The following is a 12,383-nucleotide window of genomic DNA, read 5'->3' as shown; positions in this document are numbered from 1 at the left end:
TTTATCCCCTCGCAACACGCTCATGCTTGTCCACTAACTCGATGGGATCCCCCTGCCCAATCGTGCCGTTAGTCAATACTTCCCCGAAAGCTACGCCTCGCCATTCCGGAAACATCGCATCCTTTAAACCGGGAAGGGTTTCATCCATCTGCCGACAAGGTTTTGTTTCCCCATATATCTCAATGCTGTTATCTCCAATATGAAGGGTCTTCCCTCGGCTTTCTTTTAAGGAAACGCCGTTGATCAGTAAATGGGCCCGTCGCTTCGAGGGATCCAATGAACTCCCCAACTCGTTCATCACTTCCTCCCATATCTCTTCTTCCATGATGGTCACCTGACGACGACCTCCTTGATTGGCATTGCCCACGATCCCCTTATTTTTTTCGAAAAACGCGACTGGATCCATGGGCCCTCCCTTCATCCGTTTAATCCAGATATTTGTAAGTTGGCGTTTCATATTCATACCTGCCCCTTAGTCAGCGTTTCTTCCATCTTACCATGTCTTTTCTGCCAACAAGCAAAACCTCTCTGCAACAATTACAGAGAGGTTTTTGTTTTCATTTGTTTTCTATGTGTTTTGCCTTCTCTTCATACTGTTTATCCCGGAAATGATCATGCACTTTTTCAACCTCTCTTTCGGGTATCCGATGGGATGTGAAAAGTAAAACAACTCTCTGGGGATCGCTCCTTTTATGTAGAGAAGCTTTCAAGGACTCAATTTTTGCTTCCGGGAAATACGCCTTCCATCAGAAATGTCCCCGATCAACTTACCTGTTTGCCCGACCATTTTTAACCCTACATTAATGCAAAGGCGAATATAACGACGGCAATGATCAGAATAATCGGAGCAACAACCGTATACATGACGGTCATTAATTTAAAACTGGAATCACTGCTGTACTTATTATCATTGGAATTTCTGCCGATAGCAAGTGTAATCCCAATGATCAAACCGGCAGCCACCAATATAAGTACTATTATTCCTATATTCATCGTAATCCCTGCTCTCATTTATAATTCGACGGTCTTTTTATCATATCATATGTAACTTCTCAATATGAGTAGTTAAGGCTCCGCAACAACCTTATAGAGAAAAATCGATGGAAGATTGCAGGCTAAATCGTCCTCAGTGGGTAGTGAACTTTAGGAATGGCCAAATGATAAAACCTCCCTATTTCTTAAAAAGGAAGGTTATTTGGCCTGATCTCCAAAGTGAAACAATCATTCGGACCAAGGGGAATGCAAAATACATTCGCAGAAGTTCTTATTTCTATAATCCAGCCTGAAGTATTGAACAACATCTTCTTTCATATTACCAAAAGTCGTTTCCGGCTTATGTTTAAATCCCTCGTAAAACGCCGGAATAATTTCCTCACGTAAATCTTTAGGGAACTGATCAAAACCATCCCCCATTACATCCATGCCAACACCGTGAAAGAGCAATGCCACTTCGGACTCTTTATGCTCCGCAACTCCCGGCGTCGTATGCAACGCAATCGTATCCCATACGTGTTGAATGGACTCGCGCGGAATTTGATACTGCTGCAAAAAACTTCTGGCTGCATTCGCACCATCCACTTCAAACCGCAAATCCGCTCTATTGTATTCTTTCGTTAAACCTAAATCATGGAATAATGCAAGCGACAAGAATTGCTTCGCCCTAACCAATCCAGTTTTGTTACAACAAGCTTACTGCCCGCTCGTAAATGCTCGAAACATTTAGTAAATTCTGGTCGATTCGCCACCACCCTCTTGATTTGGGTTCCATGTTCACATGCCGGCCATTAATTCAAGACACCATGCCTACTTCTGTTTAAAAAGGGGTCGTATTTTGCACATGAATAACACCCCTCTTTCACATACTTAGGCAGGAGGTGCCGCTGTATGATACATATGATGACCTGTCTTTTCTTAGTGACTCAGCTCGTTGCCCAGCCTGTAGATGTTTCTGATAACTTAACCATTACTCATGATGGGGAGTAGATCGCTATGGTTAATCGGGAAAACTTTACTTTACCCGGAGCTTCCATAGTTGATGTACCAAAGTATGATCAATTTATTGAAACACTTAATCAACAGGTTTTTTTAGAACCTGTAAATGCCACCATCAATGAACAAAGAGCGATCGAACCAGGACAGAAAGGGTACAGATTGGACCGAGAAGCATTCGAAAACCAGTTTTATTCTTATCTTTATAGTAAGGTACCTGCAACAGTAGAGGTTCCGCTGTTAGACGTTTATCCAAAGGTTGATAGTGAATTACTAGCTGACATTCGAGTTCAGCAAATCGGCCAATATGCGACGTTTTTAAACCCCAATAATACGTCGCTTTAAAAACAAATATAACCAGCCGATATTAATTCGCTCAAAACGGTACGGGGAACAAAGATAACCGCTCAGTTCCCGATGCACCGGCGAAAATGCCAAAAGAAATCAACACGGATTTACATTAGCATGAAAAAACCCCAAGTGTATTAGGTTATGCCTCTGGAATGCATTGGTTTTGAAGGAAAAGCTACGGTAACATGGCAACTGCATCATGGGGCGGTTATGCTTTACAAGAACTAATTACACCTTTTATATATAAAGAAGGGGAAAAAAATGAACTTCCTGTCAACAGCAATAGAGCTCTCAGTGGGGTTTATTGCATTACTCGTTTTGTTGAAAATTTTAGGGAAATCGACATTCTCTCAACTTACGCCCATTGACTTCATTTCGGCACTTATTCTCGGTGATCTCATTGGGAATGCCATTTATGAAAATGAGGCGAATATTGGCTGGATCCTGTTCGCTATTGCTGTATGGGGGACTTTGGTCTTCTTAATGGAATGGACCACTCAAAAATTTCGCAGGACACGGGGAGCCCTTGAAGGAAAGCCCTCAGTTCTTATTCACAATGGTCAAATTGATAGAGAAGAAATGAAAAAGAATAAAATCGATATGAATCAAATGCTACAATTACTACGAAAAGAAAAGGTATTTTCCGTAAGAGAAGTGGCCTATGCGATTCTTGAAGCAGATGGTACAATGAGCGTCCTGAAAAAAGCAAAATATGAATCGCCTACGATTTCAGATATGAATTTGCCCTTAAAACCTGCATATCTGCCTGTTACAATAATCAATGACGGAAAAGTCGACTGGGAGAATTTATCCAAGTCCGGGCACAATAAAGAGTGGCTACTAAATCACCTTCATAAACATAATATCAATAATTACAAAGATGTATTCTATCTTGAATGGAAAGAAGATGAAGGTGTACATCTTGAAAAAATGTAAATTTTGTAGCGAATATGACCAGGTAATATAATTTTCTGTTTATACCCTCAGTCTGTAAAACTCCTGTTTTTGGAATGGGGTGCAATAAATTCAGTGCTTCCTTTATTCCAAAAAATGGCCAAAAGGACCTTTTTCCACCATAAGATTGGACCTGGTCCTTGTTCCGTATGAGAGACCGATTGAACTTCCATCTTTCCTTTTGATTTATTTCAGAGTACCTTCTAGCATGTCCATGTGTGTCAAAAATAAGAAAGACAAGTGGAGGTGCCTTCCTTATCAATGATTAATCCTTTCCTCTAGTACCTTTTGATGCTTTATGAGTGAGCACCACCACCTAAATAAGGTAGGATGCAACGGCTTAGATAACATCGATCGGTCAATCATGGGAGCGACCACTCGGCTTCTATTTCCTTTCAGCTTAGGTGACAGGATCTCAATGTTGGTGCGGTCAGTGGGATTATGCCAATTCCATATTTTTGTCCTTTATACCATCTTTTTTGGAGTAAATCTGGAGTAACAAAACCCAAATAAAACCGAACGTTAATATATAAATTTCTAATATTGTTCGTTTTTTTTGCAAGTCATTCTTTTTTTATTTACCTTACACATCTCCGAAGGATTTTGCCGACCTTCCATTTCGAAGCGAAATAATTAAGGATTTCAATGTGTATCAAATAATATTGAAACCCTTGTTTTATCAATGTTTACATTCTTTTAACTTTCAAAGAATGTCATTAGATTTCAAACGCTATCGGCACAAAATCGGCACGCTCAATTTTGTTTATATGATTACACCATGACACCCCTATCTCCGCCATATTCAGTTGTATTCACAAAGTTCTTTCCCCCATGTATGTGTACATATTGCGATGTAAAGGAGACTAATAATCGTGAGTGATTTTTCATTAACAAGAATTTTTTCGTTACTTTTTTAAAAGCACATTTCCTCAACAATCGCGCTCGATTGCAGAAGAAAATTATTTCCTTGTTAATTTAATCGAAAGCAAAACATTGGATGCCGAAAGAACAAACAATAAGACCCCTATAACCGGGTGTAATGACCCAAGAAATGAGAATTCAAACCCTAGGTTTGATGTGGCATACATGAGAATAATGAGAACATATATACTCAATATATGAAGATAAATCCATTTACCAAGTTTACCAATCAATGCCGTAATCAACATAAGAATAGGCAAAGTTGATCCCAATAACTTCACAAGCATCGAATGGTTAGCCCAATGTACTCCACTTTCAAAAATTGCCATCCCCGCAGTATAAAATTGTGCGAAAGTGAAACCTACAAAGATAAAGCTCACTATAACATATACCCAGCGAAAAGCATGCATTATTTCACATCCCCATCGTTATCAAATTGTTTTAAATGGTCTAAGAAAAGAATCACAAGAGCACCAAGAAAGCCAAATAAAAACTTGGCAATAACAGTTTCAACCCCATTGGCTCCAAAAATGGAAACAGCACTCATCAATCCAATAGCAAATCCTATAAGCGATTTAGTGTTAATGAATCTTCTCATATTTTTATTGCTTTTTTCGGCGGCTAGCACCTGTCAATATTAGCCCTAGAAACAACCCTATACCTGCAATGAAAAAGACCATGAGCGAGGAAATGGCAATAAACATTTCTCCGGTAGCAAATCCGGCAGACAACGCTGCCTGCAATCCAAAAAGCACAAGTCCTATAGCCAGTGCGTAAAGCGAAGCACGAACTTTGTTCATAGCAAATCTTTTGGAAGTTTCTCTTGTTAAGGCGCTATACGTTAATAAGGCACCACCGGCGACAATAAAAATAAACGGTCCAACTACCGCGACATCAGGTACATCCATGAAGAAAAGCATGAGTGAATTAAAGAACCCAAATAGTACAAGCACCGTACCTGCAATCAACCCAGCCGTTGAAATCCGGGCAGCTTTCGTAGAATAAACGGATTTCTTCGCCTCTTCCTGACCATGTTTCCGCATATCATCGACCAATCCACTCAAGTCACCCATTGAAATGACGGCTTCTTTGAATGCCTCATCTTCCTCCGACCCTCGTGATTTATAATCTGCAATTTTTTCTTTTAAGTTGGTGGAAAGCTCTTCTTTCATATCAAATAACTCTTGACTTCGGCCAACGTCGACAAAGAGATCATCAATATAATTTTGGATTTTACGATCCAAATGAGTTTTATTCTTCGGCATCATCAAGTCCTCCTTTTATCAATTTGTCTAAAACACCTTTGGCAAAATCCCAGTCTTTTTTACTTTGCTCGTAACGTTCTTCACCTTCTGCAGTAATGCGATAATATTTACGTCTGCCCCCTTGCGTCTCGTCACCCCAGTAAGAAAGGATATAACCCTCCTTCTCCAAACGGCGAAAGGCTGTATATAAGGTTGCTTCCTTCAGCTCGTATTGATTTCCGCTTAACTCAATGATTTTTTTATAGATGTCATACCCGTAGCTATCACCCTGACGAAGGATATTCAGAATAATCGTCACCGTGTGACCTCGGATGAGGTCTGTTGAAATTGTGGCAGCCAAGTATCATCACCTCCTGAAATACATTATATGAAATATTACTTTTCGTGTCAATGTAATGTTTATGAAAAACATTGCTTGACTGTTTATTGTCCATTAAAAAATCGCATTCCTTAATAAAGATGGAATGCGATCAAATGAATGATACCGTCTTAAATTCTATGTTTTCAGTAAAAGCTATTGGTGATCTTCAGTAATACAGCCCGATTCTGGCACAACCTTTATTCCATTAAAGCCCCTTTTCTGGAATAAGGGTTGAATAACAAAACATTTTGCATACTGAATAAAAAAAACGAAAAACCCTTTCCTCCAAAAAATGACCCTTTTCCGTAAGATCGGACGCTGTTTGTTTTTCCGCATGAGTCAGCACGATTGGGAATCCCTTTTTATCAATACTTTCATCCTTTCAAATTGCATTTAATGTTTTTGTACTACAAGTACATTAGAGATTTCACAAGAAGTTATCATAGTGTTCTCCGTGGTAATAGCCGTGGAATGTTCTTTTTGTCTTCTGTAGAATCCTCCCCAAATTTCTTTTCAAGTTCCATAATGTAAAATCTTTTAAAAAATAATAGGGAAAAAATCACCGTTTACAATATATGCTACACATAATACACTTGATTACATGACTAATCAACCAACTAACTTAACGGGAGAAAGGAGGATTTAGTGAAGGCTGTTTTTGATGAATCAAGGCCTATTTTCCAGCAAATTTTCGAAATGATTGCCGATGACATCGTTGATGGGGAGTTGCATGAAGGGGAGCAAATTCCCTCGACGACAGAGATCTCTAAGTTTTATCAAGTGAACCGAGCAACGGTGCAAAAAGGGTTATCAATGCTCGTTAATGCCGGTTATGCCTATAAACAACGCGGCGTTGGAGTTTTCGTAGCCGAAGGAGCGAAATATCGGCTGCTTGCCGAGCGTAAAGAAGAATTTTATATCCAATATGTTAAGCCCATGCTAGAAGAAGGTAGGCGTATTCAAATGACAATGGAAGAAATTAAGCGTTTGATTGAGGAGGATTATGATGATTGATATACAAGACTTATCATTTTCTTATGGCAATGTAACGGCATTAGAAAACGTTTCCTTGAAGGAAACTGAACCGATAATCACAGGTTTATGGGGGCGCAACGGATCAGGGAAAACGACATTGATGAAGTTGATCTCCGGGCTAGAACAGCCAAATCAAGGGAAGATAAGCATAAACGGAATCACCCCGTATAACAATAGTGAAGCGATGAACCATGTGACCTTCATGCAGGAAGACCATCCCTTTTCAGATTTATGGGATGTCGAAGACGTCCTTCGTTTTGGTGCTTATTTCAACGAAAACTGGGATCAGGCATTTGCCGAATATTTGCTAGAGGTGTTTGAGTTGCCAAGAAAAAAGAAGATCAGGCAATTTTCAAAAGGAATGAAAACGATGATTAAGATTACGTTAGGACTCGCGAGCAAAGCCCCCGTGACGATCATGGATGAACCTTCCAATGGCCTTGATGCCCATATGCGTAAACAATTCTATGACGTATTGTTGGATACGTACGAAGAGCATCCACGTTTTATCTTGTTATCGACCCATCACATTGAAGAAATTGAACCCCTTTGTGAAAAGATCGCAGTGATTGATCAACAAACTATCATTCGATATGAAGATACAGAAGACTTGAAAAGACACGGGGTGCTCATAACAGGACCATTTGAAGCAGTGAAATCGGTGATTGGCAATAGTCGAGTCATTGACGAACGGAGAATCGGGAAGCAGTTACATGTTATGATTGACGATTCCTTACACATGGATTTGGGAGTAAAGGAAAATGAAGCCGCCGGTTTAACTATTGAAAAAGCGCCGCTTCAAGATTATCTCGTTAATCTGACAAAAAAGGGGACGAAAAAACATGAACACGCTTAAAGGACCTTTCCGGCTGATCATGAAAGAAATGAAGATGATTTATTATATCAATGTTGGCGTAACGATCGCTTTAATGGCATTGTATATATTTTTAAGCTACTACCTCGGAGAAAATGAGCATTTAGGTGTGACTTTCGGACCATTTTACGCCATTTTTCTCATTTTCCCATTTATCCTTTTCAAAGGATACAAATATATCCTTTCCTTAGGAGGAACAAGAAAACAGTTTATGATCGCGACCTATCTATCTATAGGCATCTATATCGTACTGAGTGGGATGCTTTTGAATGGATTGCATTTCTTAAGTCCGTATCTACTAAATGACGGGTATATTTTCCACATGGCAGACCTTGTTAACGGATCACACTCGCTCCTGTATGTTTGGATCGATGTATTATGGATGATCATTCTCTTCGGTGTTGGGATGATCGCGCAATCCATTTATTTTAACCTTGGCACAGTAAGAACTTTAAGTAGTGGTGCTGCATTATTAATCGCAATACTCGCTACCTACTTTTTTGCAGATCTTGGTCCGCTCATAGAATTTATCATTGTTGATCATCTCTTGTTCGTGCATATCCTTGCAGGAATTTCAGTGCTGTTTATGCTATTCTCTTACCTCCTCATGAAAAACGGCCCATTAGAACGCGGGGATAGATATGTATTTATCGGAAAGTGGAAACAACCTAAGCCGGAGTAAAAGAACAAATGAAAATAATGTTTTAGATCTTCTCAGTGCCTAAGACAGCCTCCTTTACTGAACGACTACCGGCTAAGCCGGTAGGTTCCCTTCACGGCTGAAGGCCACTATTCCAGCTAAAGCCAGCTAAAAGACCTTTGGCTGAAAGCCAACTGAAGGTTTCCGACTGAAACTCGGTTCCTTGGTTATTCATCGACCAACTGTTGAACAAAGGTAGCCTCTGGCCCAAAGATGTTGACCCAATAATAGGCACTTATTTATTCCATTAAAGCGCTCCGTTTGCATAAAAGCGACAATCGGTGTTAGTTCAGTAAATATATGGAAAGCATAATGCGATTGAACATGAGTGATACTTATACTATGCCACTACTGGATAGCACCTTTAACCTTCGTGTTAATTCAAAACCTAACATAACATATCTCAATATCCATTTAGGAGGTCCCATCAATGCCAAAAAATGTTCACTTAACATCTGCAGAAATTGGTTCTCTTTGGACAGCCTACATGAACGATAGTATGTCTGCCTGTATTTTACGTTTTATGCTCAAACACATTTCAGACCCAGACATTAAGCCCGTTGTGCAGTACGCCTATGATCTTGCAACGGATCATCTAAAGCAGTTACGCACCATTTTTGAAAACGAATCACATGCAATCCCAAATGGTTTTGGTGAACAAGACGTCGACATGAATGCTCCGTGGTTGTTTACAGATACGTTTTGTATATCCTATATGAGGCACATGGGAAAAGTTGGGATGCTCTCATACAGTGGCTTTGTTTCGATGAGTGACCGGGAGGACATACGAACCTATTTTTCACAAGCCTTGACGGAAACAAATAATCTTTATAATCAAGCAAGCAACATTGAGCTTGAAAAGGGAATTGCTGGCAGACATCCTTACATTGAAGTCCCTAAAAGCACCGACTATGTAGATAGTAAAGCGTACATGAGTGGCTTAAATCCCTTAAGCGATCAACGTCCCTTAAACGCCGTTGAAATTTCCCATTTATATATGAATGTCCTCACGAATTCTATAGGAATGAAATTGTGTATCGCCTTTGCTCAAACCTCGCCACGTAAGGAAGTTCAAGATTTTATGCTACGAGGCAAAGATGTCTCAAAGAAGCACGCGAAAATTTTTACTGACAAGCTTTTAGAAGATGACATTGAAGTCTCAAGCATACCAGATGTAGGTGTCAGTGATTCAACCACCCCAACATTTTCAGACAAATTACTGGTGTTCCATATGTCTCTGCTCATCTCCTCAGGTGTAGGAAACTATGCGACAGCTGCCGCTGCTAGTCAACGAAGCGATATTGCAACTGATTATGAACGATTGTCGTTAGAAAATGCTAAGCTTGCCAAAAGTGGAGCGGATATCATGATTAAACATCAATGGCTTGAACAACCACCAGGAGCGAAAAATCGGGAAAAATTAGCGAAGGATAAAGATAAGAGCTGATCTTGATTGGCAGGCCGACATATATGCTTATGGCATCATCCCAAACCAAAATTCCGAAGTAAATAAGCTTGTAGCTACTCAACCTCATCAGGATGCATTTTCTTTCTTTTCTTGATCATAAAATTATTGATGACGTGAAAGTAAATATCATGATCACTAGCCGAGGATTTTTTCCGTAGTTTATCAGCTCGCTTTTGGACTTCCATGATGCTTTCCAGATGATGCATGATAAAACCTCACTATCGTCTTTCATTTCTAAATTCTTGACGCTGTCAGTTCCACAATCGCACCCTATTTTGGAATTTTTATGATTCATTTGAATCAAACGATTGGAAGGTTAAGTTGCCATGATACTCCAAACTGATCATTTATCCAGCCAAATTTCTTACTGAATCCATAGTTATCTAAGGGCATGAGTGCCTGTCCATTCAAAACTAGTTTTTCATAAAGAGCATTAATCTCTTCTTCGGAATCACAAGTAATATATATGGAAAACGAAGGTGTGAAGGTAAACTCATGCTTCACATTACTGTCAATACACATGAATTCTTCATTGCTTCTTCTGCTTTTCCATCTTGAAACATTAAAATGGAGTTACTCTTTCCACTACAAATCAATCCTTTCCCGTTTCTTTGTTTTGACTATTATTTCGCAAAATTTTCTCCATCGCTTTTCCCTTTGCCAACTCATCGATTAGTTTATCTAAATAGCGGATTTCCTGCATGGTTGGTTCCTCGATTTCTTCCACTCGGACGCCGCAGATCATACCTTTGATCAAAGTCCGTGAGGGATTCAGTTGGGGGGGCTTCCGCAAAGAAGGTCTCAAAGTCTGCTTGTTTTTCTAGTTGTGCTTCAAATTTTTCCTGGCTATACCCTGTTAACCACCGGAAGATTTCATCAACTTCTGTTTTTGTACGTCCTTTTTTCTCCGCCTTTGTAACATAATGAGGATAGACATTTGCAACACTCATTGTATAGATTTTATGTTTGGTCATTATACATCCTCCTGTTACTCCGTTAAATAGCTCTTTTCCGCAAGATGAGGCACCAGTCGTTCTTCCACATAAGCGCCGATCGTATTGTTGAAAAGTGAACTTATTTTCGCCAAAAAGTTGTACATTCTGCTTTATCTTGAATATTAAACTCTATAATTTTTTCAAGTAATTCATAATTGACTTGCTCGTTCCATGGAATTCGAAACAAACTATTAGTTGAACTGTAGCCAGATTGTTTAATCTCGTTAGCGAAATACTTAATAGCTACTGGTTCAGGTGAAAGGCAAATGTCATCCGCGATCAACTCAATGACTTTATGGCTGCCAATCAGCTTGTATTCGGACTCCAGCATTTCCATCAAGGCGCTTCGAAAGGTGCGTTTGGCGATGCCGCTCTCTGCTGTCTTGGCGTTTTTCATGCCTTCTTCGCCCCCTTTTTCCCTTTCGACATGGGCATGGAAGGGTTTGATCTCGTTACGAGATCTTCAAGCCGATCGGCGTATTCAGGGATGTTATAGTCACGATACAGCGCTAAATATTCATGAGCTAAACGCTCGGAAATGCCGACCACATGCGCGGTTTCAGTCGCCGTGAACGCTTTCTTTGAGCATGTCACCACGCGCCCGAAATCTCTCAAATACCGTTTGATGGCTGATGTCTAATGGCGTGTTCGTCGGGCAATATCGGAATACGTGTGATATTGCAGGTACAAGCCCACAATCCAAACCTTATGCGAAAGCGTAGAGCCAATATCATGATAGGCGCCTCTCGTTTGGATGCGCACGCCTTGCTGGGTGAAGGCTTGAACATCTCGCCGAACCGTACGGACATCAACAGCCAGAAGGTCGGAGAAGTCTTCCTGGGTTACGATGCCTCCTTGGTCAAGGGCTTCTTCAGCGATACGGGTGATTCGCACCTGCCGCAAAGGCTTTGTGCCATGACTTCGGCGCACCTCTTGATCTTCTTGGCCATTGTCGACGGTTAGAATCACCGTCACCATGGGAAGCTCTCTCAGGCGCGGACCATGCTTGGCGTTGATCGCAATGACTTGTCCGGGATCCGTGTCTTGGTCCGGGTTCCAACGGTGGAGCTCGTAAGTCTCCTTGACCGTTTCCATGATGGCTTCGGCTGTCTTCGGTGAAAACTCAAACTGATGCGTTAAAGTTTCGAATAGTTGGCTATCTCTAGATTTGGCCTCCAGTCGCTCATGAACGGCTTTTTCCATCTCATTTGTCCTCCCTTGTTCTCAACTCCCACCGCCTACTTACAAGTCTAGTAAGTTTGTCTGGAAGTGTCGAACGTCATTTCGGGCGAACAAATGCCCTCATTTCGATTAAGTCTATTTTCAAAATCGCGAACAAAATCAATATATACAGCTTCTTCAAATGAGTTCATGCCTTCCTTGTTCCCTGCCTTCCATAAAAAAAAGCAAAAGAAAAACTTATTGCGTACGAATCATTTAAAAATACTGGTACATTAAGTTAACCTAGCA

14 protein-coding genes and 4 pseudogenes are annotated in these 12,383 nt (G+C 40.4%); 6 read left to right on the top strand and 12 right to left on the bottom strand.

The features are described from left to right. Position 1 precedes the first annotated feature (1 nt). The 3 genes and pseudogenes from DT065_RS16260 to DT065_RS16250 form a co-directional block, all read right to left on the bottom strand. Positions 2–406, bottom strand: a complete 405-nt coding sequence (locus DT065_RS16260) for an MOSC domain-containing protein (protein ID WP_227002643.1) — start codon at positions 404–406, stop codon at positions 2–4. A gap of 389 nt (positions 407–795) precedes the next feature. Further along, positions 796–993 carry a hypothetical protein gene (locus DT065_RS16255; RefSeq protein WP_114375170.1) on the bottom strand — a complete coding sequence of 66 codons (198 nt, stop codon included), beginning with the start codon at positions 991–993 and terminating at the stop codon, positions 796–798. Positions 994–1,221: 228 nt separating this feature from the next. Beyond that, positions 1,222–1,638 (bottom strand): annotated as a pseudogene (locus tag DT065_RS16250) (phosphohydrolase); the annotation flags it as partial. A gap of 351 nt (positions 1,639–1,989) precedes the next feature. Between DT065_RS16250 and DT065_RS16240 the strand changes: the two are divergent. Beyond that, positions 1,990–2,334, top strand: coding sequence for a peptidoglycan binding domain-containing protein (locus DT065_RS16240; protein ID WP_114375168.1), 345 nt, complete (start codon positions 1,990–1,992; stop codon positions 2,332–2,334). A 267-nt stretch (positions 2,335–2,601) separates the two neighbouring features. Beyond that, positions 2,602–3,276 carry a YetF domain-containing protein gene (locus DT065_RS16235; protein WP_114375166.1) on the top strand — a complete coding sequence of 225 codons (675 nt, stop codon included), beginning with the start codon at positions 2,602–2,604 and terminating at the stop codon, positions 3,274–3,276. Positions 3,277–4,253: 977 nt separating this feature from the next. On the opposite strand, the gene DT065_RS19960 is transcribed toward DT065_RS16235, so the two are convergent. From DT065_RS19960 to DT065_RS16220, 4 genes are read right to left on the bottom strand one after another with little or no spacing between them, the layout of a single operon-like run. Beyond that, a complete protein-coding gene (locus DT065_RS19960) occupies positions 4,254–4,625 on the bottom strand; it encodes a DUF6220 domain-containing protein (RefSeq protein WP_114375164.1) in 372 nt (123 codons plus the stop codon). Continuing rightward, positions 4,625–4,765 (bottom strand): hypothetical protein, encoded by a 141-nt coding sequence (locus DT065_RS19040; protein WP_160112614.1) that lies wholly within the window; start codon positions 4,763–4,765, stop codon positions 4,625–4,627. The genes DT065_RS19960 and DT065_RS19040 overlap by 1 nt, the downstream gene beginning before the upstream one ends. Positions 4,766–4,817: 52 nt before the next feature. Beyond that, a complete protein-coding gene (locus DT065_RS16225; protein WP_114375162.1) occupies positions 4,818–5,480 on the bottom strand; it encodes a permease prefix domain 1-containing protein in 663 nt (220 codons plus the stop codon). Beyond that, positions 5,467–5,820 (bottom strand): PadR family transcriptional regulator, encoded by a 354-nt coding sequence (locus DT065_RS16220; protein WP_114375160.1) that lies wholly within the window; start codon positions 5,818–5,820, stop codon positions 5,467–5,469. Before DT065_RS16220 ends, DT065_RS16225 begins: the two co-directional genes overlap by 14 nt. Positions 5,821–6,486: 666 nt before the next feature. On the opposite strand from DT065_RS16220, the gene DT065_RS16215 reads away from it, so the two are divergent. The 4 genes from DT065_RS16215 to DT065_RS16200 all read left to right on the top strand — a co-directional run bounded on the left by DT065_RS16215 (position 6,487) and on the right by DT065_RS16200 (position 9,897). Further along, positions 6,487–6,855: a GntR family transcriptional regulator gene (locus DT065_RS16215; protein WP_114375158.1), complete on the top strand. Its 369-nt coding sequence runs from the start codon at positions 6,487–6,489 to the stop codon at positions 6,853–6,855. After that, positions 6,848–7,732: an ABC transporter ATP-binding protein gene (locus DT065_RS16210; RefSeq protein ID WP_114375156.1), complete on the top strand. Its 885-nt coding sequence runs from the start codon at positions 6,848–6,850 to the stop codon at positions 7,730–7,732. The genes DT065_RS16215 and DT065_RS16210 overlap by 8 nt, the downstream gene beginning before the upstream one ends. Beyond that, positions 7,719–8,432: a hypothetical protein gene (locus DT065_RS16205; protein WP_114375154.1), complete on the top strand. Its 714-nt coding sequence runs from the start codon at positions 7,719–7,721 to the stop codon at positions 8,430–8,432. Before DT065_RS16210 ends, DT065_RS16205 begins: the two co-directional genes overlap by 14 nt. Before the next feature lie 448 nt (positions 8,433–8,880). Beyond that, positions 8,881–9,897: a DUF3231 family protein gene (locus DT065_RS16200; RefSeq protein ID WP_114375152.1), complete on the top strand. Its 1,017-nt coding sequence runs from the start codon at positions 8,881–8,883 to the stop codon at positions 9,895–9,897. A 74-nt stretch (positions 9,898–9,971) separates the two neighbouring features. On the opposite strand, the gene DT065_RS19035 is transcribed toward DT065_RS16200, so the two are convergent. The 5 genes and pseudogenes from DT065_RS19035 to DT065_RS16175 all read right to left on the bottom strand — a co-directional run bounded on the left by DT065_RS19035 (position 9,972) and on the right by DT065_RS16175 (position 12,116). Next, entirely contained in the window at positions 9,972–10,124 is a 153-nt protein-coding gene (locus tag DT065_RS19035; RefSeq protein ID WP_160112613.1) for a hypothetical protein, read from the bottom strand. 94 nt (positions 10,125–10,218) lie between these two features. After that, positions 10,219–10,449, bottom strand: a pseudogene (locus DT065_RS16195) (VOC family protein); the annotation flags it as partial. Between the two features lie 61 nt (positions 10,450–10,510). After that, positions 10,511–10,892 (bottom strand): annotated as a pseudogene (locus tag DT065_RS16190) (DUF2200 domain-containing protein). Between the two features lie 100 nt (positions 10,893–10,992). Continuing rightward, the gene (locus DT065_RS16185; RefSeq protein WP_227002642.1) at positions 10,993–11,310 is read right to left on the bottom strand and encodes a hypothetical protein; all 318 of its coding nucleotides are present in this window, start codon (positions 11,308–11,310) and stop codon (positions 10,993–10,995) included. Next, positions 11,307–12,116, bottom strand: a pseudogene (locus DT065_RS16175) (DUF1670 domain-containing protein). The gene DT065_RS16185 and the pseudogene DT065_RS16175 overlap by 4 nt, the downstream one beginning before the upstream one ends. Between the last annotated feature and the right edge of the window lie 267 nt (positions 12,117–12,383).

The sequence above is a fragment of the Salicibibacter kimchii genome (genome assembly GCF_003336365.1).
In the GTDB taxonomy this organism is placed as follows: Bacteria; Bacillota; Bacilli; order Bacillales; family Marinococcaceae; genus Salicibibacter; species Salicibibacter kimchii.
This window is presented reverse-complemented; position numbering and strand designations above follow the sequence as displayed.

Bases quoted from the DNA above. Each gene is read 5' to 3' on its own strand.
- DT065_RS16225 (WP_114375162.1), bottom strand. From the start codon at position 5,480: ATGCCGAAGAATAAAACTCATTTGGATCGTAAAATCCAAAATTATATT.
- DT065_RS16255 (WP_114375170.1), bottom strand. From the start codon at position 993: ATGAATATAGGAATAATAGTACTTATATTGGTGGCTGCCGGTTTGATC.
- DT065_RS19960 (WP_114375164.1), bottom strand. From the start codon at position 4,625: ATGCATGCTTTTCGCTGGGTATATGTTATAGTGAGCTTTATCTTTGTA.
- DT065_RS16210 (WP_114375156.1), top strand. From the start codon at position 6,848: ATGATTGATATACAAGACTTATCATTTTCTTATGGCAATGTAACGGCA.
- DT065_RS16240 (WP_114375168.1), top strand. From the start codon at position 1,990: ATGGTTAATCGGGAAAACTTTACTTTACCCGGAGCTTCCATAGTTGAT.
- DT065_RS16205 (WP_114375154.1), top strand. From the start codon at position 7,719: ATGAACACGCTTAAAGGACCTTTCCGGCTGATCATGAAAGAAATGAAG.
- DT065_RS16260 (WP_227002643.1), bottom strand. From the start codon at position 406: ATGGATCCAGTCGCGTTTTTCGAAAAAAATAAGGGGATCGTGGGCAAT.
- DT065_RS16200 (WP_114375152.1), top strand. From the start codon at position 8,881: ATGCCAAAAAATGTTCACTTAACATCTGCAGAAATTGGTTCTCTTTGG.
- DT065_RS16185 (WP_227002642.1), bottom strand. From the start codon at position 11,310: ATGAAAAACGCCAAGACAGCAGAGAGCGGCATCGCCAAACGCACCTTT.
- DT065_RS19035 (WP_160112613.1), bottom strand. From the start codon at position 10,124: ATGCATCATCTGGAAAGCATCATGGAAGTCCAAAAGCGAGCTGATAAA.
- DT065_RS16235 (WP_114375166.1), top strand. From the start codon at position 2,602: ATGAACTTCCTGTCAACAGCAATAGAGCTCTCAGTGGGGTTTATTGCA.